Origin of the sequence: Salipiger pentaromativorans (assembly GCF_024721115.1) — a bacterium.
Lineage (GTDB): Bacteria > Pseudomonadota > Alphaproteobacteria > Rhodobacterales > Rhodobacteraceae > Salipiger > Salipiger pentaromativorans.
Map to the genome: position 1 here is coordinate 85,445 of NZ_JAMDHK010000006.1, position 21,128 is coordinate 106,572.

General features: G+C 56.8%; 23 protein-coding genes. 10 read left to right on the forward strand and 13 right to left on the reverse strand.

Annotation, left to right across the window (positions count from 1 at the left end; genetic code table 11):
• Positions 1 to 42 precede the first annotated feature (42 nt).
• A complete protein-coding gene (locus M4578_RS11805; protein WP_009573624.1) occupies positions 43 to 2,403 on the forward strand; it encodes a copper-transporting P-type ATPase in 2,361 nt (786 codons plus the stop codon).
• 121 nt (positions 2,404 to 2,524) lie between these two features.
• Complete coding sequence (locus M4578_RS11810) at positions 2,525 to 3,007, forward strand: c-type cytochrome (protein WP_009573623.1); 483 nt, start codon at positions 2,525 to 2,527, stop codon at positions 3,005 to 3,007.
• Between the two features lie 57 nt (positions 3,008 to 3,064).
• Here the strand turns inward: M4578_RS11810 and lgt are convergent, their stop codons facing one another.
• The 8 genes from lgt to M4578_RS11850 form a co-directional block, all read right to left on the reverse strand.
• The gene (lgt, locus tag M4578_RS11815; RefSeq protein WP_028095401.1) at positions 3,065 to 3,970 is read right to left on the reverse strand and encodes a prolipoprotein diacylglyceryl transferase; all 906 of its coding nucleotides are present in this window, start codon (positions 3,968 to 3,970) and stop codon (positions 3,065 to 3,067) included.
• Positions 3,971 to 4,067: 97 nt separating this feature from the next.
• Positions 4,068 to 5,231, reverse strand: coding sequence for a c-type cytochrome biogenesis protein CcmI (gene ccmI, locus M4578_RS11820; protein WP_038068299.1), 1,164 nt, complete (start codon positions 5,229 to 5,231; stop codon positions 4,068 to 4,070).
• The gene (locus tag M4578_RS11825) at positions 5,228 to 5,698 is read right to left on the reverse strand and encodes a cytochrome c-type biogenesis protein (protein WP_028095417.1); all 471 of its coding nucleotides are present in this window, start codon (positions 5,696 to 5,698) and stop codon (positions 5,228 to 5,230) included. Before M4578_RS11825 ends, ccmI begins: the two co-directional genes overlap by 4 nt.
• Position 5,699: 1 nt before the next feature.
• Positions 5,700 to 6,260, reverse strand: a complete 561-nt coding sequence (locus M4578_RS11830) for a DsbE family thiol:disulfide interchange protein (RefSeq protein WP_038068298.1) — start codon at positions 6,258 to 6,260, stop codon at positions 5,700 to 5,702.
• Between the two features lie 3 nt (positions 6,261 to 6,263).
• Positions 6,264 to 8,264 (reverse strand): heme lyase CcmF/NrfE family subunit, encoded by a 2,001-nt coding sequence (locus M4578_RS11835; RefSeq protein ID WP_258093567.1) that lies wholly within the window; start codon positions 8,262 to 8,264, stop codon positions 6,264 to 6,266.
• Between the two features lie 47 nt (positions 8,265 to 8,311).
• Complete coding sequence (locus M4578_RS11840; RefSeq protein ID WP_198431755.1) at positions 8,312 to 8,611, reverse strand: SHOCT domain-containing protein; 300 nt, start codon at positions 8,609 to 8,611, stop codon at positions 8,312 to 8,314.
• A gap of 22 nt (positions 8,612 to 8,633) precedes the next feature.
• Positions 8,634 to 10,019, reverse strand: a complete 1,386-nt coding sequence (locus tag M4578_RS11845; RefSeq protein ID WP_028095414.1) for an ATP-binding protein — start codon at positions 10,017 to 10,019, stop codon at positions 8,634 to 8,636.
• The gene (locus tag M4578_RS11850; RefSeq protein ID WP_009573615.1) at positions 10,016 to 10,738 is read right to left on the reverse strand and encodes a response regulator; all 723 of its coding nucleotides are present in this window, start codon (positions 10,736 to 10,738) and stop codon (positions 10,016 to 10,018) included. Before M4578_RS11850 ends, M4578_RS11845 begins: the two co-directional genes overlap by 4 nt.
• On the opposite strand from M4578_RS11850, the gene M4578_RS11855 reads away from it, so the two are divergent.
• The 6 genes from M4578_RS11855 to M4578_RS11880 all read left to right on the forward strand — a co-directional run bounded on the left by M4578_RS11855 (position 10,700) and on the right by M4578_RS11880 (position 15,957).
• On the forward strand, positions 10,700 to 11,530 hold the full coding sequence (locus M4578_RS11855; RefSeq protein WP_229861857.1) for an EF-hand domain-containing protein: 831 nt from the start codon (positions 10,700 to 10,702) through the stop codon (positions 11,528 to 11,530). The two genes, M4578_RS11850 and M4578_RS11855, sit on opposite strands and share 39 nt — an antisense overlap.
• Positions 11,531 to 11,619: 89 nt before the next feature.
• Positions 11,620 to 12,006: a DUF302 domain-containing protein gene (locus M4578_RS11860; protein ID WP_009573613.1), complete on the forward strand. Its 387-nt coding sequence runs from the start codon at positions 11,620 to 11,622 to the stop codon at positions 12,004 to 12,006.
• Between the two features lie 21 nt (positions 12,007 to 12,027).
• The gene (locus M4578_RS11865; RefSeq protein WP_035367136.1) at positions 12,028 to 12,489 is read left to right on the forward strand and encodes a rhodanese-like domain-containing protein; all 462 of its coding nucleotides are present in this window, start codon (positions 12,028 to 12,030) and stop codon (positions 12,487 to 12,489) included.
• 15 nt (positions 12,490 to 12,504) lie between these two features.
• A complete protein-coding gene (locus M4578_RS11870; RefSeq protein WP_028095412.1) occupies positions 12,505 to 13,953 on the forward strand; it encodes a multicopper oxidase family protein in 1,449 nt (482 codons plus the stop codon).
• Positions 13,950 to 14,642 carry a TVP38/TMEM64 family protein gene (locus M4578_RS11875; protein WP_028095411.1) on the forward strand — a complete coding sequence of 231 codons (693 nt, stop codon included), beginning with the start codon at positions 13,950 to 13,952 and terminating at the stop codon, positions 14,640 to 14,642. The genes M4578_RS11870 and M4578_RS11875 overlap by 4 nt, the downstream gene beginning before the upstream one ends.
• Positions 14,635 to 15,957, forward strand: a complete 1,323-nt coding sequence (locus tag M4578_RS11880; protein ID WP_028095410.1) for an APC family permease — start codon at positions 14,635 to 14,637, stop codon at positions 15,955 to 15,957. Before M4578_RS11875 ends, M4578_RS11880 begins: the two co-directional genes overlap by 8 nt.
• Before the next feature lie 208 nt (positions 15,958 to 16,165).
• On the opposite strand, the gene M4578_RS11885 is transcribed toward M4578_RS11880, so the two are convergent.
• Both M4578_RS11885 and M4578_RS11890 read right to left on the reverse strand, forming a co-directional pair.
• On the reverse strand, positions 16,166 to 16,486 hold the full coding sequence (locus M4578_RS11885) for a type II toxin-antitoxin system RelE/ParE family toxin (RefSeq protein WP_028095409.1): 321 nt from the start codon (positions 16,484 to 16,486) through the stop codon (positions 16,166 to 16,168).
• Positions 16,487 to 16,491: 5 nt separating this feature from the next.
• The gene (locus tag M4578_RS11890) at positions 16,492 to 16,734 is read right to left on the reverse strand and encodes a type II toxin-antitoxin system ParD family antitoxin (RefSeq protein WP_028095408.1); all 243 of its coding nucleotides are present in this window, start codon (positions 16,732 to 16,734) and stop codon (positions 16,492 to 16,494) included.
• 473 nt (positions 16,735 to 17,207) lie between these two features.
• On the opposite strand from M4578_RS11890, the gene M4578_RS11895 reads away from it, so the two are divergent.
• Both M4578_RS11895 and M4578_RS11900 read left to right on the forward strand, forming a co-directional pair.
• Positions 17,208 to 17,861, forward strand: a complete 654-nt coding sequence (locus tag M4578_RS11895; RefSeq protein ID WP_258093568.1) for a hypothetical protein — start codon at positions 17,208 to 17,210, stop codon at positions 17,859 to 17,861.
• A gap of 236 nt (positions 17,862 to 18,097) precedes the next feature.
• Entirely contained in the window at positions 18,098 to 18,940 is an 843-nt protein-coding gene (locus tag M4578_RS11900; protein ID WP_258093569.1) for a hypothetical protein, read from the forward strand.
• Positions 18,941 to 19,270: 330 nt separating this feature from the next.
• On the opposite strand, the gene M4578_RS11905 is transcribed toward M4578_RS11900, so the two are convergent.
• From M4578_RS11905 to M4578_RS11915, 3 genes are read right to left on the reverse strand one after another with little or no spacing between them, the layout of a single operon-like run.
• Complete coding sequence (locus M4578_RS11905; protein ID WP_007803481.1) at positions 19,271 to 19,582, reverse strand: SpoIIAA family protein; 312 nt, start codon at positions 19,580 to 19,582, stop codon at positions 19,271 to 19,273.
• Complete coding sequence (locus M4578_RS11910; RefSeq protein WP_007803480.1) at positions 19,554 to 20,519, reverse strand: cation diffusion facilitator family transporter; 966 nt, start codon at positions 20,517 to 20,519, stop codon at positions 19,554 to 19,556. The genes M4578_RS11905 and M4578_RS11910 overlap by 29 nt, the downstream gene beginning before the upstream one ends.
• A complete protein-coding gene (locus M4578_RS11915) occupies positions 20,509 to 21,072 on the reverse strand; it encodes a transglutaminase-like domain-containing protein (protein ID WP_127657309.1) in 564 nt (187 codons plus the stop codon). The genes M4578_RS11910 and M4578_RS11915 overlap by 11 nt, the downstream gene beginning before the upstream one ends.
• Positions 21,073 to 21,128: the final 56 nt, after the last annotated feature.

The window sequence follows — 21,128 nt, forward strand, 5'->3', positions numbered from 1 at the left end:
GGTTTGAGGCAATGAGCTAGAAATACGGGAAAGGATCCCCGAATGAACAACCATCACGAACATGCCAACGGATCTGACGATCAAGTTCCTTCTGGCTACGCGGGCACGGTCTTCACTTGCCCGATGCACCCCGAGGTACGCCGCGCCGAACCGGGAGATTGCCCGAAATGCCAGATGCATCTGGTGCCGGAGGGCGAGCCCTCGCAACACCACGCCCATCATCAGCACACGGGCGACGCGGTGGAGCCAAACCACTTGGACTCGGTTCCCAACGACTACACTGGCCCGGTTTATACCTGTCCGATGCACCCTCAGGTGCGCCAGACGCATCCCGGGTCTTGTCCGATCTGCGGTATGGGGCTGGAACTGGAATCGGCCGCCATGGAAGCGGAAGGCCCGAACCCGGAGCTTGTGGATTTCAGCCGTCGTTTCTGGGTGGGGGCCATTTTGACCGTACCGCTCCTTGTGCTGACCATGGGCCCCTATCTTGGCCTGAGCGGGGTGCGCGAGATATTCGGAGAACGCGTCACCCTCTGGGTCGAACTCGCGCTCGGGACACCCGTTGTCTTTTGGTCCGGCTGGCCTTTCCTTGTTCGTGGCTGGAACTCGTTCCGGACAAGGAACCTCAATATGTTCAGTCTCATTGCCATGGGTGTAAGCGCCGCATGGCTGTTCAGCATCATCGCCGTCCTGGCACCGGGCATATTCCCCGATGGGTTCCGGGATGCCGAAGGGCATGTCGGCGTCTATTTCGAGGCGGCGGCTGTGATCGTCACGCTGGTCCTTGTGGGACAGGTGATGGAGCTGCGCGCTCGCGAAGGCACTGGCAAGGCGATCCGTGCTCTTCTGGATATGGCCGCCAAGACGGCACGTATTATCCGCGACGACGGAAGCGAGGAAGAGGTTCCATTGGAACAGGTCCAGGTCGGCGACCGACTACGTGTGCGACCCGGTGACAAGGTGCCGGTCGATGGTATGGTCGTCGAAGGCAGGTCCTCAGTTGACGAAAGCATGATCACGGGCGAGCCGGTACCTGTAGAAAAGGTCGGAGGAGACCCTGTAACGGGCGCCACGATCAACGGAACCGGCAGCCTGATCATGGAGGCGACGCGCGTCGGCGCCGACACGATGCTGAGCCAAATCGTCGAGATGGTGGCCAATGCGCAGCGGTCTCGCGCGCCGATCCAGAAATACGCCGACAAGGTCTCCGGATATTTCGTGCCTGCAGTTATTGGCATCGCCGTGCTGGCCTTCATTGGCTGGGCCATTTGGGGCCCGGTCCCGGCCCTTTCCTATGCTCTTATTGCGGCCGTTGCCGTTCTCATCATCGCTTGTCCCTGTGCCCTCGGCCTTGCGACACCGATGTCTATCATGACGGCGACGGGGCGCGGCGCGCAGGCGGGTGTCCTGATCAGGAATGCAGAGGCACTGGAACGGTTCGAGAAGGTCGATACCCTGATCGTCGACAAGACCGGCACGCTGACGGAAGGCAAGCCGAAACTTGTCGGCGTCTACCCTGAACCGGGTCACGATGAGGTAGAAGTGCTTCGGCTTGCCGCATCGCTGGAACGCGGCTCCGAGCATCCTCTCGCGGAAGCCATCGTACGCGGTGCTGAAGAGCGTGGCGTCGACCTGGCAAAAGCCGACGCCTTCGAGGCGGTCACCGGCAAGGGCGTCAAAGGCACGGTGGACGGGCGGGTAGTGGCGCTCGGCAACGTGAAACTCCTGACTGACCTCGGACTTGATGCAGCAGAGCTTCGGGACAAGGCGGATGCCCGTCGGGATAATGGCGAAACGGTTATGTTTGTCGTCGTCGAGAATGACGTTGCCGGTCTTGTCAGCGTCGCAGACCCGGTAAAGGCGACCACACCGGCCGCCCTGAAGGAACTGCACGCACTTGGGTTCCGTATTATCATGGCGACGGGAGACAATGAGCGTACCGCTAGGGCCGTCGCGTCCAGTCTAGGCATCGACGAGATCCGCGCCGATGTGATGCCGGAAGACAAAGCGAAGATCATCAAGGAACTTCAGGCCAAGGGGCACAAGGTTGCCATGGCCGGCGACGGTGTCAACGATGCACCTGCCCTGGCTCAGGCCGATGTCGGGATTGCCATGGGCACCGGCGCCGATGTGGCCATTGAGAGCGCAGGGTTCACGCTCGTCAAAGGGAACCTCGACGGTATCGTGCGTGCGCGCAAACTCGCCCGCGCGACCATGCGGAACATACGCCAGAACCTGTTCTTTGCTCTGATCTACAACACTGCGGGCGTGCCCGTCGCTGCGGGGATCTTGTTCCCATTCCTCGGGATCTTGATCAGTCCGATGTTTGCGGCCTTTGCCATGAGCGCTTCCTCAATCTCGGTCGTCCTAAACTCCCTTCGGCTACGGCGCGCGCAGATTTGAGGGGAAACAAGAACGATCGCGAGGTCCATCAGACCGTTCAATAAACAGTATTGGGTACAATCCATCGCCGGAGAAGGGGCAACAGCGTTCAGACAATCACCTGCAAACCAAGGAGACCAAAATGACCTACATTTCCAGACAGATGATCTTAGCCATTGCTGTGGTGTGGGCGCTGCCAGTCGGCGCCCAAGACAGCGGGCATATGACAGATAATGGGGCGATGAGTCAGATGATGAGCTCCGGACTGTTCCTGCCAAACATGGATGCAGCCAAGGGGCGTGCGCTGTTCGCCTCGAAAGGCTGTGTCGTTTGTCATTCTATCAACGGGGTCGGAGGCGAGGATGCCCCCGCCCTTGATGCAGCGTATATGGACCTGCCAATGAACCCGTTTGAATTTGCCGCCCGAATGTGGCGCGGCGCGCCGGCGATGGTCGCTGCCCAAGAGGATGAGCTCGGCGGGCAAATTGAATTCACAGGTCAGGAGCTTGCCGATATCATCGCGTTCGTTCACGATTCCGAAGAACAGAAGGCATTCTCTGCCGGCGACATCCCCGAAAAGATTGAAGAAATGATGCACCAAATGGGTGAGGAGGATCACGACTGAAGCGTCAGGGGATATCGCAGTAGAATAAGGCAATGCGTCGAAAGTTTCATTTGCGCCCTAAGATGCCGATCCTATGGCGGACCGCTTCTGCGCCAGCCAAAGTAATCCAAATCCCGCGGCTAACATCGGCAAGGAAAGGACTTGCCCCATCGTAAGCCCCCAGTCACCAAACTGCACAACATACCCAATCGGATTGTTCACGTCTGCGAATTGAGCGTCGGGCTGGCGAAACAACTCTACAAAACTTCTCGCAAAACCATATCCGGCCAGGAAGAGCCCGCAAATTGCCCCTGGTGTCCTAAGCCATCCGCGCCGCCACGCAAGGAATAGGAGAGCGAAGCCAAGCAACAGGCCTTCCAAAAGGGCTTCGTACAGTTGCGAAGGATGCCGTGCGCAAATGTCGGTTATTCCCGGGCATGATTGCGCTGCGTCACCGGGAAATATGACGGCCCAGGGCATGTCCGATGGGCGGCCCCATAGTTCATTGTTTATGAAATTTGCGATCCGGCCCAAGAACAAGCCCGGAGGCGTTGCCAGAGCGAGAAGGTCAGCCATGCTCAGGAGCGGCATACGCTGACGGATGCCATAAACAAGCGCGGCAATGGTTACTCCAGCAAACCCACCATGAAATGACATTCCCCCTTGCCAGACCTTCAGAATTTCTAACGGATTGGCAAGATAGAACCCGCGCTGATAGAACATCACGAACCCTAACCGCCCGCCAACGATCACCCCGATGATAATCCAGGTCAAAAGATCCTCAATTTGGCGCGGTGTTAGCGGGGCGCCCGATGCAGGCCACAGAGCGGCGCGTTTGACCGTGGCAACACAAATTCTCCAGCCGACGAGAAGGCCGATGATATAGGCCAACGCATACCAGCGGAGAGTCAACGTAAACGTGCCGATCTCAACCGAAAATATATCCGGCCCGATATTTGGGAACGGAAGTGCGGACAAAGGCATGGACATTCTTTCTAGTCATTCGGGTGAGGTCGGATCGTGCACATACGCCGTTCGTGCTCTCTCATGGTTTGTTCATCGCGAGTGAAGCTTCCGCGGGCTATTGGCCCGACTGGAGTTCTTCCAAGGACTGCAAAATGACACTTTGGCGCGGGTCTTCGGAGGAAACGGGCACCAATAGCTCTTTGGCTCGACTGTACGCGTTCAAGGCGAGGTCAGTTTCGCCGAGCACCCTGTAGGCCCTGCCAAGACGCATCCATCCATCGATATCGTCTGGTTCAGCCTCAAGGCGTGTTGCCAAACGTTCCACCATGGATCGGATAAATGCATCTCGATCGACATCATCCATCTGGCTGGCCGCTTCGACATCTGCAGCAGTGGGGCCGGGCGAATTGCCTGACATTACTGGAGCATAATCCGACAAACTGATAGGCGCTCGGCCTAGTGCCGCACCTATCCGGTTTGCTTCCGCGACAAATGTTTCCATCCAGGGTGCGAACCCATCCACTTCGTCCAATCGCGTGAGAAGACGATTGTAGGCCTGCTCATTCGCACCCGCTTGCGCAAGCCCGACAGCATCGTAAAAAGTTCCAGCAGGATTGGTCGGATCGAGCTCAAGTGCTCTTGCAATGGCCCGCTTCGCTTGGGGTGTCACGATCCCCTGTTCGGAAACGATGAGAGCTTCCGCATAGATCGAAAACACAGCAGAATCGGCATTCATGGATTGTGTTGCACGCTCGTAGGCCGATGCGGCATCCGAAGCGCGGCCCAATTTCATGAAGGTCTGTCCAAGGAGCATCCAGCCCTCCAAGGCTCCGCCTTCTGAATCCGCCTGCAACCGCTGCAATAGCTTCTGCGCCAACGCTTCGATTTCACGATTTTGCGCGACCTCTGCCTGGCGATCCTCGAAAGCGATGCTGGATAGGTTTGGCGCTCCAGCAAAACTGTAATACCCCGCCGCGAACAGCGGCACAAAGACCGCAGCAGCCATGAGTATGACCCTGCCGCCGCCGCTGGATTCCCCGGTGTTTTTTACTCTCCCCACGGAGAGAACCCGCCGCTTGATTTCCTGTCGCGCCGCATGCGCCTCTGCGACTGAAAGCAGGCCGCGTTCAGCATCCCGATCGACTTCAGACAACTGGTCCTTCAAAACTGCGAGAGTCCTGTCTTCGGCCGGACCTTGCACCAAGGCAGGCTTCCACGCCGAAGCCGCAACAATCCCTGAGGCAGTCAAGGCGAGGACTGCCATTGCAATCCATATCATCGGTGGTCCCCTTCGCTGGATGAAGTGAAAATGCGTGCGACCTCGGCCTCCTCGTCATCGCTCAGGTCTGCGATTTTTTTTCTTTTTCGAGAGCCCATCAGGATGCCGCCACCGATCCCCAGAGCCAAGAGCCCAAGGAGTGGGGGGGTAAACCAGAGAGCGTAGGTCTCGGGTTTAAACGGAGGCTTCAGTAGAACGTAGTCGCCGTATCTCGCTTGGATGAAAGCAATTGCATCTTCGTTCGTGTCACCCGCAACCAACCGTTCCCGGACCAAAAGTCGTAGGTCGCGCGCAACGCCGGCGTTCGAGCTGTCAATATCCTGATTTTGGCAAACTACGCAGCGAAGCTGCCTGGAAACCTCCCGTGCCCGAGCCTCGAGGATTGGATCGGAGAGGATTTCGTCGGGCTCAACAGCCTGCGCAGACATTGGCATGATGAGTGCCAACACAAGGAAGAAACTACGCATGTCAGCTCCTCTCCTCTAACACACCCGCTTGTCGGAGAGCTTGGCGAAAGGCTGATACAGCCTCTTCACCGACGATCGGGCCGACGTATCGGTAGAGCACCGTTCCATCGCCTCCGACAATGAATGTCTCGGGCACACCCGAAATCCCCCACTCGATCCCGGCACGACCTGACAGATCCGAGCCAATACGTTCGTACGGGTTCCCGAGATTTCGAAGCCAATTGACCGCGTCTGCGGGTTGATCCTTGTAGTTGATCCCGAACAAACGCACGCCATCGCGCTCAACCAAAGCGCTCAGAACCGCGTGTTCGGCACGACAGGGAACGCACCAGGAAGCGAAGACATTGACGACGACTGGCGTTGGGTTTCCGAGCAGGTTTTCCCGAGACAGTCCCTGTACATCAAGACCCGGCACCGGCCCGAGATTGAACGAGGGAGCTGGCTGAGAAATGAGAACCGAAGGAATCTCGCTTGGGTCACGATTGGGATTCAGGCCCCACAAGAAAAATCCGCCGACAATCACTGCCAGTACCAAGGGAATAATCGCTACAGCTCGTTTCATTGCTCACTCCGCTACGACCGGTTTCGTGGATCGTGCCTTGGAGCTTTGGGGTGCCCCGACACGGAAGCGGCGATCGGACAAGGACAGACTGCCGCCTATGACAAGCATGGCCGCACCCAACCAAAGCAAGCCGACGAATGGCTCATAGAGAATACGCAGAGTCCAGGCACCGCTCTCTTCGGCTTTGTCCAGAGAGGGTTCCGTGATCGAAGCGTATAGGTCTCCCGCCAGGGTTGACCGTATCGCCGATTCTGTTGTCGTACTTTGTGCGACCGGATAGCTGCGCCGCTCAGGTTTGAGAGCCGTCACGAAAGAGCCGCCCCTTTCGACGCGCAGGGTTCCCTGATCCGCAATATAGTTCGGGCCACGAACGCGCTGCACACCTTCAAATGTGACATCAAATCCCGCAATGTTGACACTCGTGCCGGGCTCTACAAATGCGATCTCTTCAGATTTCCAAACCGAAGAGCCAATCATGCCGATCATCAAGACCGCAACTCCCGCATGAGCGAGCGTCATTCCATGCGCCGCGCGGGGCAAATTGCGGGCACGCCGGATGCTTTCCTGGAGCGGAACCTCGAACAAACGAACCCGCAGCGCCCATTCACGTAAGGAAGCAAAAAACAACCAAAGCGCGATGAGGATCGAAAGATATGCCAACACGGGCCCGCCTTTGGCGAAATACCAAATTGCGAGCGTTGCCAGCACCGCCAGCACCACCACGAAGCGGACACGTTGAAGCACTCCGACCAGATCGGCTCGTTTCCAGGACAAAAACGGCCCGAGACCCATGACAAAAACCAAGGGGAGCATCATTGGTACGAACGCGCCATTGAAGAACGGCGGACCGACGGAAATCTTGTCACCAGAAACGGCTTCGAGAAACAGCGGATAAAGCGTACCGAACAGAACCGTGCCAGTCGCTGTAGCCAGGATCAGGTTGTTTAGCAACAACCCTGCCTCTCGACTAATCGGCTTAAACAACCCGCCACCTTCCATCATTGGCGCCCGCCACGCATAGAGTGCAAGTGAGCCACCAATTGAAATCGCAAGCAGGCCAAGAATGTATAGGCCTCGCTCCGGATCCACGGCAAAAGCATGCACAGAGGTCAGCAAGCCAGACCGAACCACAAATGTGCCGAGGAGTGACAGCGAAAACGTCAAGATCGCGAGCAGGATTGTCCAGCTTTTGAACGCGTCACGCTTTTCAGTGACAATCGCCGAATGGAGAAGTGCTGTCCCGAGAAGCCAGGGCATAAAACTGACATTTTCAACCGGGTCCCAGAACCACCATCCACCCCAACCCAGTTCGTAATATGCCCACCACGATCCGAGAGCTATCCCCGCAGTCAGGCTGATCCACGCGGCCAGTGTCCAGGGTCGAACCCATCTTGCCCAGGCTGTGTCGATCCGTCCCTCGATCAAGGCTGCGGCTGCAAACGAAAAGACGATCGAGAAGCCGACATATCCAAAATACAGCAGCGGCGGGTGCATCGCGAGGCCGATATCCTGGAGCAGAGGATTGAGGTCAGCGCCATCAAGCGGCGGAGGAAAGACGCGCTCGAACGGATTGGATGTAAAGAGAAGGAAGGACAGAAACCCGACGCTGATCCATGCCTGCATTGCCAAAGTTCGCGCTCGAAGTGTTTCCGGTAGGTTTGAGCCGAAAGCAGCAACCGCAGCACCGAAGATGGTCAGAATGAAGACCCAGAGCAGCAACGATCCTTCATGACTTCCCCAAGTCGCCGCGACTTTGAAGATCATTGGTTTCAGCGAATGCGAATTGTTCGCGACGTTCAAAACAGTGAAATCAGAGACAACAAAAGCGCGCATCAAGGCGGCAAAGGCAAGTCCGACGAAGACGACCTGCCCAAAAGCAGTTGACCGGGCTGAACGCATCCAGAGAAGATTGCCCCGGGCCGCGCCGAAAAGAGGAATAGTCGATTGGACGATGGCCAACGCCAATGCGAGGGCCAGCACAAAATGGCCGAGTTCCGGGGTCATAGGAGCCTCATGATCTTTGGCAGTGGGATCGACTGGTGATCAGTTTCTCAGTCGTCTAAAGCGGCCTTGCGCTTGCGATACTCGTCTTCATCAATCTCACCGCGCGCGAAGCGATCCCTGAGAATGTCCTGAGCACTAGACCCGGAAACACGGTCCTTTTCGCTGAACCAGCGAACGGCGAAGAATATCAGCGCAATAATCACGCCCCAGAACACGATCATCATCAGCCCTCCCAGCATTCCAAATCCACCGCCCCACATGTGGCCGTAATAATCTCCGCCTGGGTCCGCCATGGCGGCCGTCGCGAACAGCGTGAATGCTGCGGTTGTGTTGGTAAGTCTAAGCATGTCGGTTTCCTTTTCTGTCATTTCATGTTTCAGCAACTGGCAATCGAATTGTCGCGATAAGCCCGCCGTCCGGGTGGTTCGCCAGACTGATCTCCCCACCCTGCGCGCGAAGAATGGACCTTGCGATCGACAGGCCCAGCCCATGCCCGCCGGTTTCCAGAGATCGGCTTTCTTCAAGCCTGAAGAATGGGTCAAATACGCGTTCCAATTCTGCGGTTGGAATCCCCGGCCCTCTGTCAGTGACGGAAATTTCTATTTCCCCATCGGCTGATATCCAGCCCAGCGTTGCGGACCCGCCGTAGCGCACCGCGTTCTCGATCACGTTTCGCAATGCCCGTCGAATGGCATTGGGGCGCAATCGAACCGTGACTTCGGGGCCGTCAGAGAGCACAAACGGTACGACCATATCCCCCCGCAGAGCTTCTAGGAACGATTGCAGGTCAACATCCTGCATTGGTTCGTTCCCTGAGAGACCTTTCGCGAAGGTAAGGGTTGCTTCCACCATCGACTGCATTTCTTCGACGGTTGCGACGAGACTCTCTCGGGTTTCGTCTTCCTCTACCATTTCTGAATGTACTCTCATTGCGGTAAGCGGAGATCGAAGATCATGTCCAAGGGCCGCCAGAACCCTCGTTCGGTCGGCAACGAACCGTGTCAGCCTGTCCTGCATGCGGTTGAAACCAGCGGTCAGCTCCCGAACCTCCTGGGGTCCCCGTTCTGGCAACGCGTCTATGTCTTCTCCACGCCCCAATCGTTCCGACGCCCCGGCCAATCGCCGCAGAGGGCCCAGCAGTCCGGTCATGACAAACCAGCTCACTGCGACCAACAGGGCCATTGCCGTCAGACCAAATGTCAGCATGGAATAAAGCGGCCACTGGATCGGCGGACGCTCAAAGCGCGTACTTACGTTCAACCACTGGCCACCGGCGATCGAAATTGAAAGGTTCATCTCGATAGCGGACAGTTCACCTCGCATCATGGCCAAGTGCATCTCGGTCATTTCGTGCGACAGGTTCGGTAGCGGCAGGATCGCGCCTTGGATCTGGTGAAGCTCTACACGAATGTCGCGACTGTAGCTGTCGTTCAGGAGTGCGCGGACGCGGGTTTCAACCAACCCGCCATCCGAATGGTCGCTATGTTGCACAAGCGGCTTCGTCCCGAGGTCAAAGCGAACAAGGGGCGAGTTCGCCGCGCGGATAATTGATGGGCGCAGGTCAGCGGGTGCCTCTTCAATCAAGCGCGCAACATTTGCCGCTCGTCCAGCTGCCTCAAACCCAAGAGCAGCCCGTATGGCGAGGCTTCGTTCATCGGCGAAGAGCCACAGGCTGACAAACTGTGCGATCCCCAACGCGATAATGATGAGAAGAACGAGTTGGATCCGGAGAGATCGTAGGAGCCGCCAGATCATTCGGACACCTCGACGTCGACCGACAGGCAGTAGCCGCCGCTTCTGATCGTCTTGATAATACGTGGACGGAGAATGTCGGGCTCGAGCTTTCGCCGAAGGCGCGAAATCTGGTTGTCAATTTTCCTGTCCAACGGACCAGCGGAAATGCCCTGAGAAAGATCTAGCAACTGATCGCGGCTCAACACCATCCGAGGGCGCTCCAGAAGGACCGTCAGCAGTTTGAATTCTGCGACCGTAAGAGCGGTCTCTTGTCCCGCGTCGTCGAGAAGCACCTGCCGGTCTACATCCAAGGTAAGGTGTGCAAAGCGGACTTTGCGGCCGCTCAGAGATCCGGTGAAGGCTTCTTTGTGCTCGCTTCTTCGCAGGACGGCTTTGATCCTCGCAAGGAGTTCGCGTGGATTAAACGGCTTGGGAAGATAATCGTCCGCACCGATCTCCAAACCGACAATACGGTCCGCATCTTCACCGAGCGCGGTCAACATGATGATCGGCAGTCGCCCTTCGCTTGACAGACGTTGGCAAACGGAAAGGCCATCCTCGCCAGGCATCATGATATCCAGGACCAGTAGGTCGAAGCTTCCGACAGCCAGCTTCGCGTCCATCTCCGCCGCATCCTTGGCAGCGGTTGCTCGCATGCCATTCTTTTCCAGATAGCGGGTTACACTTTTCCGGATCTGTTCATGGTCATCCACGACGAGAATATGTGGCGCGTGTTGCATGGGGCCCTTCTAAAGCATTGGAAATCAGACGGTCAGGTTCCTTTTTGTCGCCAATTGTATCAGCCCCTGTCCATTGCGACAGACGGATACAAATCCACGGGTGTACGTCCTTACATTCAAATGTTTGATGCCAAGTTGTATGAGGTCAAAAGAAGGAAAGGCTTCAAAATGTCCTACTCAACAAAAATTTCTACCGGTCTTCTGGTTGCCGTTCTCACAGCAGGTGCTGCGCTCGCCGATGACAGCCATCACCAAGCTGCGGGCGCTGAAAGCGTCTCTCCCAATGTACTTGCTCAACCGATGGCAGGGACGGGCGGGCCCGGAATGCTGATGGGTGGCGGCATGATGGATCCCAGTCAGATGGCCGAGCATCTTCAGATGATGCACGGCATGATGCGCATGATGATGCAAATGCATTCGGGCATGATGAGCGGAAACGGCAGCATCATGGGACCAAGCACAACCGGTCAAGGTATGTTCCCGATGATGGGGGGCAACATGATGTCAATGTTCGATATGGATGGAAACGGCGCAGTGTCTCCCGAAGAGGCGCATGAGGGCCTTCAGTCGATGCTGTCGGACTATGACGCCGACGGTAACGGCACGCTCTCGATTGACGAATTCGCGTCGCTTCACGCCAAGGCGATGCGCGAGACCATGGTCGATCGTTTCCAGATGCTCGATGCTGATGGCGACGGCCAGATTTCTCAAGGCGAAATAGTCGCCCCTGCCGACAACATGGCACAGGGTATGACAGCAAATCCCGGAATGATGACGGACCAAGACAACTGAACCCCGTCGTTCAGAATTTCCCCATTCAGGCAAGCCCGTCAACGGTTCGGCGCTTTGGGTTTGCCTGAACAAGATCGAGAGGGCTCAAAATGAGTTATACCTACAACAGACATCTGCCCAATACGGCGATTGATGATGCGGAGATGCGCCTGCGCGAAGCCCTGAAAGAAAAGGGATTTGGTGTACTGACCGAAATCGACGTCCAGGCAACAATGAAGAAAAAGATTGACCGCGACATGGATGGATACCGCATTCTGGGTGCGTGCAACCCTCATATGGCATGGGAGGCCATTGGGCTGGAGCCCCGTATAGGATCGATGCTGCCTTGCAACGTGATCTTGCGGACGGTCGAAAACGGCACTGAAATCAGCGCTGTTGATCCTGTGGCTTCGATGGCCGCTGTCGAGAATGAGAAGCTGCACGAAGTCGCCGCGCAGGTGCGCGATATGCTGCGATCTGCGGTTGACAACGCATAAACTAAACTGAGGAGGCAGACCATGCTGAGCCGCCGTCAAACTTTTGGCCTGTTCGCATCGAGCACCTTGCTTGCCTATTCGCCAGCTTGGGCTGACAACCATGACGTATGGGCGCTCGATACTCTCCATGATGCGCTGAAAAGCGATTTGGCAAGGCTTGTGGACATTCGCAGACCCGAGGAATGGCAAGATACCGGCGTCGCGGAGGGGGCGTGGCCAATCGACATGACCCATCCGCGGTTCGGGGAGCGCCTCTTCGCCGCCCGCGATCTTGCTGCGGGACGCCCGGTCGCCCTGATTTGTCGGACCGGCCATCGCTCAGGTCTCGTAATGAGCAAGTTGCGTGAAGCGAAAGCTGCCGGCTTTGTTGACGCCGTAGGCGGGATGCTTGGCGCCCCGGGGAGATCCGGCTGGATCGAGCAAGGTCTGCCGACAGTAACAAGAGAAGCCGCACTGGCCGCCCTCCCAAGTGAGCTAGCGTGAGACACAAGCTATACCATGACCAATCGTAGAGCCTTCATCGCCGGCTTGGCTGGCCTGCCGTTTGCCACAGGTCCGCTGGCGGCCATCGCACAGGAGAGTGTCAGGGCGTTGGCTATGCCACCATTGCTCGACGCAACCCGCGATCGGCATTTCCGTCTGACTGCCCAAAAGGGCAAGACCGATTTTACAGGACTGGGCGGCGGCGAAACCTGGGGGTTCAACCAATCCTTTTTGGGGCCTACACTACGTCTTCCCGCAGGAGCTTCGACGCAAGCACAGATCGACAATACGCTGTCAGAGAAAATCTCGGTGCACTGGCACGGTATGCTGATACCCGGCGAAGTTGACGGCGGCCCACACCAGACGATTGAACCGGGCACGACTTGGTCTCCCGAACTGGATCTGACACAACCACCCGCTACTCTTTGGTACCACTCGCACGTTCATGGCGACACCGGACGACAAGTTCAAAGGGGATTGGCCGGTGTGATCCACGTTGATGACGGTCGGGACGATGCTCGGGGTCTCCCGATCTCATACGGCGTCGATGATTTGACATTGGTTCTGCAAGACCGCCGGTTCGACCGGCAGGGCCGCATCGATTATGGCCTGTCTATGCCAGATCAGATGATGGGTTTCATGGGAAATGTCATTCTTGTTAACGGTCAGCTAGGCACCCAGGCTGTCGTCCCTCGCGGTATTGTCCGTTTGCGCTTGCTCAACGGCTCGAACGCGAGGATTTATCCCCTATCGTTTTCTGACCGTCGCGAGATGCACCTCATCGCGACGGACAGTGGCTATCTTAATCAACCTGTCGCAATTGAGTCCCTCGTGATCGCTCCCGGCGAACGATACGAAGTCCTCGTCGATTTTTCGGGAGGAGAGGCTGGCACGCTGGTATCCTCTGCAAATCCCAATCAGATGATGGGTGGGATGATGGGCGGCGCGAGCACTGCTGGGGGGAGCTTCGTAGTTCTACCCTTTGGTGTGGATGTGAGACTTCCTGCCCGCATTCTGGAAATACCCGCCGACTTGGGCGGCGTCCTGCCTGACAGTGAGGCCCGATCAGTCAATACACGTCAGATCACACTCGATATGCCAATGGGGATGGGCATGATGATGCGTAGGTCGAATGATCGGTTTGCGATCAATGGGCAGTCCTTCGACATGGGGAGGATAGACTTGTCTCTTTCGAAGGGGGCGACCGAGATTTGGCAAGTCTCCTCAAACATGATGATGCACCCGTTTCATGTTCATGGCGTGAGGTTTCAGGTGCTCGCCGAAAACGGAAAGAAACCAAGCATACAAAATTCTGGCTGGAAGGATACCGTGCTCGTAAATGGCCGTGTCGATATCCTGGTCAGCTTTGAGCAGACGGCAGATCGCGCCAATCCCTTCATGTATCACTGTCACATCCTTGAACACGAAGATGGAGGAATGATGGCGCAGTTCACGGTCACATGATCGTGCAAGCATGGGGATATGGTCGCCTGATTGGTTGTTTGGCGATAGCAACTGTTCTGTCTCTTGCAGTTTTCGGCCTTTTTTCGGGCACGGTTTCTCTGAGCAATCTTGGGGTCGCCTTTTCACAGGCTGAAGTGCAGCGCCATATTGAAAATGCCGGAGCCGTTGGCCCCCTCGCGGTTATTGCACTCATGGCCCTCGCGATTGTCGCAAGCCCCATACCGAGCGCACCAATCGCACTAGCCGCCGGGGCTGCATTTGGCCACTATCTCGGAGCCGCCTACGTAGCCATAGGCTCGGAGCTCGGTGCTACAATCGCATTTGTCATCGCGCGAAAACTCGGTCGAAGCACAGTTCGGCGTTTTTTGGGTAAATATTCAGAGTTCGGGCTGTTGGGGTCGCAAAAGGCTCTGATGTTATCAGTGTTTGCGTCCCGCCTGCTTCCATTCGTTTCTTTCGATGCAATCAGCTATGTTGCGGGCTTGAGCCAACTTCATCTATGGCGCTTCATGCTGGCAACTTTTGCCGGGATTTTGCCGGCGAGTTTTGTTCTTGCCCATTTTGGAGCTGTGGCCATGTCAGGGGATTGGGGAACGGCTGAATGGATCACGATAGGACTTGGGGTTGTGACAGCACTGCCTTTTGTCTTTTTGACCCTCAAAAATAGAAAGCAGATCGACGATGAATAGCGACTATAAAGCGGGCAGCATTTCTCTTTGGGATGCCGTCGCCATGGGGACTGGTGTCATGATTGGCGCCGGAATTCTGGCACTCACAGGCCAAATTGCGGAACTGGCCGGCCCTACCTTTCCACTTGTGTTCATCGTTGGAGCCATCGTTACAGCCTTCAGCGCTTACACTTACATAAGAATGTCCAATGCCTACCCGTCAGCTGGCGGAATTGGAATGATCCTGCAAAAGGCCTATGGACCAACCGCCGTAGCCGCTGCAGCGGCTTTGCTTATGGCTCTGTCAATGGTCATTAACGAAAGCCTAGTCGCACGGACCTTCGCAAACTATTTGCTCCGTGGACTGGGCATTGCACCAGATGGCTTACTGGTTCCGGCAATAGGCGTTGCTCTCATTATCGCAGCCTATGTCGTCAACATCTCGGGCAACCGCTCTGTAGGCTGGATTTCCCAATTGCTCGCCGTACTGAAAGTTGGCGGTATCACTCTGTTTGGGATCTCTGCGCTTTGGGCCGGCGGGTTTACTTTTGGCACAACAGGAGATGGAACAGCTTCACAGGGTCTCAGTGGATTTGTTGGTGCCACAGCGTTGGCAATTCTGGCATTCAAAGGGTTCACGACAATCACCAACAGCGGCGCCGAGATAGTGGACCCACACCGCAACATCGGACGCGCGATCATCATTTCATTGGCGGTCTGCGTAGTGGTGTATCTCTTGGTAGCATTTGCGGTGGGAAGCAGCTTGCCGCTTGGCAAGATCGTCGAAGCAAAAGACTATGCGCTCGCGGAAGCGGCAGCACCGTCCCTTGGGGAAACGGGCTTCTATCTGACCGTCGCGCTCGCTTTGATCGCAACTGCATCAGGCGTGATTGCCAGCATCTTTGCGGTATCTCGTATGTTGGCAATGCTGACAGAGATGAAATTGATCCCGCACAGTCATTTTGGGATGTCAGGCGGAGTCCGCGACCATACACTGATCTACACAGTAGTGATTGCGAGCCTGCTGACCATTCTCTTCGACGTTAGCCGAATAGCTTCTATGGGGGCCTTCTTTTACCTTGTAATGGATATGGTTATTCACTGGGGAGTGTACCGAAACCTTAGGGCCGAGCTTTCTGCGCATGGATGGATCATGTTGACTGCAATCGGTCTCGACGCGATCGTGCTTGTCGTATTCGCTTCACTAAAGTGGCAGAGCGATCCAATGATTGTAGTGGTCGCATTCGCGATCATGGCTTGTGTATTGATCTTTGAGCATTGGTTTCTTCAGCGCACAAAAACCGAGCCACATCAACATGATCACAATGGGAATTGAGTGCTCGCGTGATGACCAGGTATCGAAGCAGTAATTCTTAGCGCTTCCAACATTCAAATTGGTCGGGTTTGAGCGATTTTGAGATCCACTTTGCCGATGTGTAGGACTACTTCCGTTGCCTCAATGCCGGGCGCCAACGCGCGTTTCACGAGGTCAGTGAAGACTATGGAAGACTGGTCGAGCCATTGAAATGAGGAAACGCAAGAGCTTAACCGCCGTCGAGACCCTCGTAGTAGACGAGCGCGGGCATGTTGCGGCGCTGGTGCACGATGCGCAGGATGACTGCCGCCCCATCCGCGGCATCTAGCCGCTTGTAGAAGATCACGTGACGTTGGCAGTTGACGGACCGCATCCCCGGAACGAAGAGACTCCTGTCCCGACCCCGGTCGGGATCCCCGGTGATCTGCTCGAAGGCGTTAACCAACTGGCGGTAATAGACGAGCCATTGATCCCTACCCCAAGTTTCGACGGTGTAGGCACGGATCTCTTCAAGGTCGGCCCTGGCCCGACCGGAAAGCCGAATAGTCATGTGGGTCAGCGATCAAACGCATCCGGTTCGAAGGCATGAGCATCGAACTCGGCGAAATCCCCATTTTCGGCCAGGGAGGCTGCTTCCTCTAGGTCGGCCTTGAGGGAATAGAACTGCCGGGCGCCATCCTTCTCCATCAGCATCCTTACGCCGGCGCGCACGACTTCGCTCAGATTGGCGTAGGCGCCGGACTCGATCTGCGCCTGCACATATTTCTGCATCGGTTCGGTCAGGTGGACGTTTGGCATCAGACTCTCCTATCCATGCTCAATCGTATCAGATACTGACATAGATATTCAAGCTCATGCTCGATCCCAACTTGGGCCCCAAATCGGCTCGCTGGCTGCTCCCGCCCTTCTGATCCCGGATTCCATGCGGAGAGCCGGGCCCGGCAGTTTCCCGATACAGCCCTTCCCGAGGCCACGAGCGCTGCGCCACGCGGTTTGGAGGGCTCATTCGATCTGTCCTTCCGTGACCACTTTCGCGGCCACATTGGAACACCCAATTTCCCCTTTGTAACAGACGTTTGTTTAGCAGCTAACGTGAAAGGGGTCCGCAATTTTGGCCACTTTCAAGACGCAGAAGCAGCCAGAACCGGCGTCAGATCTTGGAAGCGGTCAAGCGACACAAGCGAACAGTCGCAAGCAACCATCAATCAAATCTTCTTGCTATCATTAATGTTGTTTCGTATCGCTGCACCATTATAGATGGAGTCGGCATCATGAAGCACGTGATCCACAGCGTGGCAACAGCCACGGCACTAACCATATCCGGACTAATGGCCTCGTCAGGTCCGGCTCAAGCCTATCAGGTCGACTGTGCAATCCTCCTCTGCCTTGCGGGCGGCTGGCCTGCCTCCGCGCCCTGCGCGCATGCCAGAGCGGTCTTCATTCGGCGGATCACACCATGGCCGATCGAGCCGCCCTTACAAATCTGGCGGTGTCCGATGGGTGTGTCGTTCAACGATCCCAGCCCGATGTCGCCTATGGAACGCCTTAATGACACCACGTTCCGCGATCCGCCCGAACCGCAGGAATCGACTCCGATACCCCTTGTTCACGTCCAAGCAGATGAGCAAGCTGACATCGACATCTCAGGCGACGCCTTTGATTTCGTGCGCAGCATACGGGTCTATCACATCCAGTACCGCCAGCACGAAAACCGAGATGGCGACTGCAATCGCAGCGACTCCACGCGGTTGGGGTCCTACGGCGTGCAAGGCGGTTACCGATGGACAAGATCCAACGTGGGCCAGGTGCCGGCCGCATCCGGCCTGAGGATCCCGAATGGATGTGGCAGCTACTTCTACCGCTCCGTCTTCGTCGACTGGCGTGATCACGCCGGGAACTATGGTTCTGAAGAAGTTCGCTACTGACAAAATCTGCGCGCGGTCTTGCCGCGCGCGTCCTCACAACCCCGCACGGGAGGCTGTGCAAAACCCCCGAAAAGGAGACGACGCCAGACCGTGAAGCCTGACGCCGTGCAAGAAAACTCCGTGAACAAGAGTTTCCTAGCGCACGGCTAAGACACCTGCAACCAGCAAAGTTGTTTTGCTGGCAAGAATGTTGTTGTCTCACGACATGGCGTCGGATCTCCAAGGAGACCTCGACCATGGAACCTACGACCGGCCTGATCCTACGACGGATCACGCAGACAAATCTCTCTGTTGCAGCGCACAAGCTTGCCACCCTTATCCTCGATGCCATCGCCTGGAAGGATGGCTACAACGGTTTGTCGCGCGGAACGGCAGCCTTCACCCTCTCTGCCCTAGCGGAGAAGATGGGTGTCTCAAGACAATATCTTTCGGTTCTTTTGAACGAACTTGAGACGTCGGAGTTGCAGCTCGAGCGGGCGAAGCCGAATGGCAAGTTCGCGCCCTGGATCTTTCGGTTTTCCGCCTTCGACGAAGAGAGTGAAACCCATGATCTCGTGTCAGGTGAAGGCGACACATCACTATCTAGAGATAATAATAACAAAACTATCTTCTCAGGACTGATCGACATCACAGCGAGTTCGAATGTTTTTCAGACCAGTTGGGCAGAGCTCATCAAAGCAGCGAAGGCCACGTTGCCCTGCTGGAACGTCGACACCCAGGTCATTTGGGACCGCTTCCTCGCCTTCAATCGGTCCCGAGGCAACGGCAGGGTGCCGGCCGGCTTCCTGCTTGGCTTCATGCGCCGATGGCGGAATTCGCCGGGGACTCGGCCTCGTCCCGAGGTGAAACCATCGCAGAAGCGGGTAGCAGACCCCAAAGAGCGCGAATTGCTGAGACAGATGCAAGCCGCCCCGACTGCGAACCGCCAGTTCCACGCGTCCGACCTGTGTCGTTTGATCGGTCACGCTGCCTACGAAGCGCGCGTACTGGATGTAATCCGCAAGTTTGGGTGCCAGAGGTTTTCAGCAACCTTGGCGGTGCACGGACGAGCGGTGTTAGCAGGGGAAATTTCCAGGTAGGTTCGCTTGCCAAGCTTTGGAGCCGAGAAACACGGCGCGATTCAATATCCGATAGTGAAGTTTATGTTAACCAACTGGCGCCCTGAGCCGCTAAAACATTACGATTTGATAATGCCCCGGCAAGGGCAGTGCCACCGTACCAAAGTTACTCCTTTGCGAAAGGAGCGACCATGTTCAGAACTTTCGGATTGCTCTTGGGTCTCGCAACTGCTGTAGTTCTTTTGTTTATGGTTTCGAACAGATGCTGTCTTCTGCGAAGGCATCTGATTGAAAGCTACTCTACCTTTCACTTGCCCAGGCGATTGCCGCCTTCATTTCCGCCGGGTCGAACTAACGGAGTTCTGCCGTGGTCAGCACGTCGGCGAACCTGGTTCCCCACTCCAACAAAGCCCCTTCGCCCACCACAGCGACGCGGCGGAAGTCATTCCTATGGGCTGTGTCGATTTTCAGATCTTCGAGCAGAGCGGACGGCCCATCGTAGCCTTCGAACCTCGTGAGATCGAGAACCAGGCCGGGCTTACTTGTCTCTTGCAGGCGCTCATGAAGCAGGGCGTGCATCCGTTTCAGGTCGCTTTCGCTGAGCTTGCCCTCGCAGGCGAGGCCAATCGTGTCGTCATGAGCTGTCAGTGTCTCGGTGAACATGGTTTTCCTCCTCTTTTTCCGGTTTGCCGTGACCGTAAAGGTCAGCGTTTTCGTGTGCGCGGTCTTCGTGCTCAAATTCCAGACTCGAATGACCGATGCTGAAATCGTCCTTCAGCCGGTCCTTGATCGCGGCCTTGATCTTTTCGATTTGACCCCAGCCGTCCGCTGTCAGCACGACGTGGCAGTCCAGAGCCGCCTCGTGCTCCTGCATCTGCCACAGATGCACGTGATGAACGTCCGCGACACCATCCACACCCCGCATCGCCTGAACGACGGTTTCATTATCGATGTCCGGTGGACTGCCGAGCATCAGCGTCCGAATCGGACCGCCGATCTCGGTAAATGCGAGGTAGAGGATGTAGAGAGCGATGCCGATGGTGATCGCCGGGTCGACCCACCGCATGTTGTAGAGGAGGATGAGCGAGCCGCCGATGATGACCGCCACGGAGGCCAAAGCGTCCGATAGGTTGTGCAGGAAGAGCGCACGGATGTTCACGCTGCCTTTCTGCATCGAATAGGTGAGCAGCGCCGTCAACGTGTCGACGACCAGTGCCACACCGCCCAGGATCACCACCGTCCAGCCCTGTACCTCTGGTGGGTCGATCATGCGCATGCCACCCTCGTAGATCAGGTAGAAGCCGATCAGGATAAGTGTCGTGTAGTTGATGAGCGCTGCGACGATTTCTACCCGCCCATAGCCGAAGGTCATGCGCTTGTCCGCCGGGCGGCGAGCGATCTTACGCGCGAAGAAGGCGATCACCAGCGACGCCATGTCCGAGAAATTGTGGAGGGCATCCGCGATCAGCGCGAGGCTGCCGGAAAGGATCCCGCCGACGATCTGCGCGACCGTCAGGAGGCCGTTGGCCCAGATGGCGATGGAGACGCGACGATCACCGGATTGAGGATCGATGTGGGCGTGGCCGTGATCATGCGGCACGGTTCGTCTCCTCATGGCGGCGGTTCGGCCGATCGAATCCGGGGACCGGCGGCAAGATTCCGCGGCGGATGCGGCGAACCCTGGCATTCATCCAGTGACGGATGACGTGGCGATAGAGCAAGTCGCGCACAAATCCGAAGTTCTGGCGGTGATTGACCCATCCGTCGCCCAAGTCCACCTCTACCCAGGAGTGGAGGATTTCGGACGGCGCGAGGGGATAGACGAGTTCCGGAACGACGCCTCTCTGAAGCGCCTTGTGGATTGTGAACCCGTGCAGTCGGCAGCGAACTCCCACGCCACGCAGCAGGGCCATGAGGAGCGTGCCCTTGGTGTTGCACTGCCCGTGGCCATCTGCGAGGACCTCGGACGCCGGAATGTCGTCGGCGCGGTTGTAGCCGAAGGTAATCTCGTTCCTGACGAAATCGTAGATGGCCCCAATTCGGTCGTCGCTGGGAAGGTCTGCCCAGCCGCGCTCCTCGATCAGTTTTGCAATTGAGGTCGCGTCAAAATCCAGCAGCCGGGTTTTGGCCAAATGAGGGTCGGCGGGGTTCACGGGATACCTCCTCGAATCGTTCACGAGAATATGTAGTTGCTACAGTCACTGTAGCT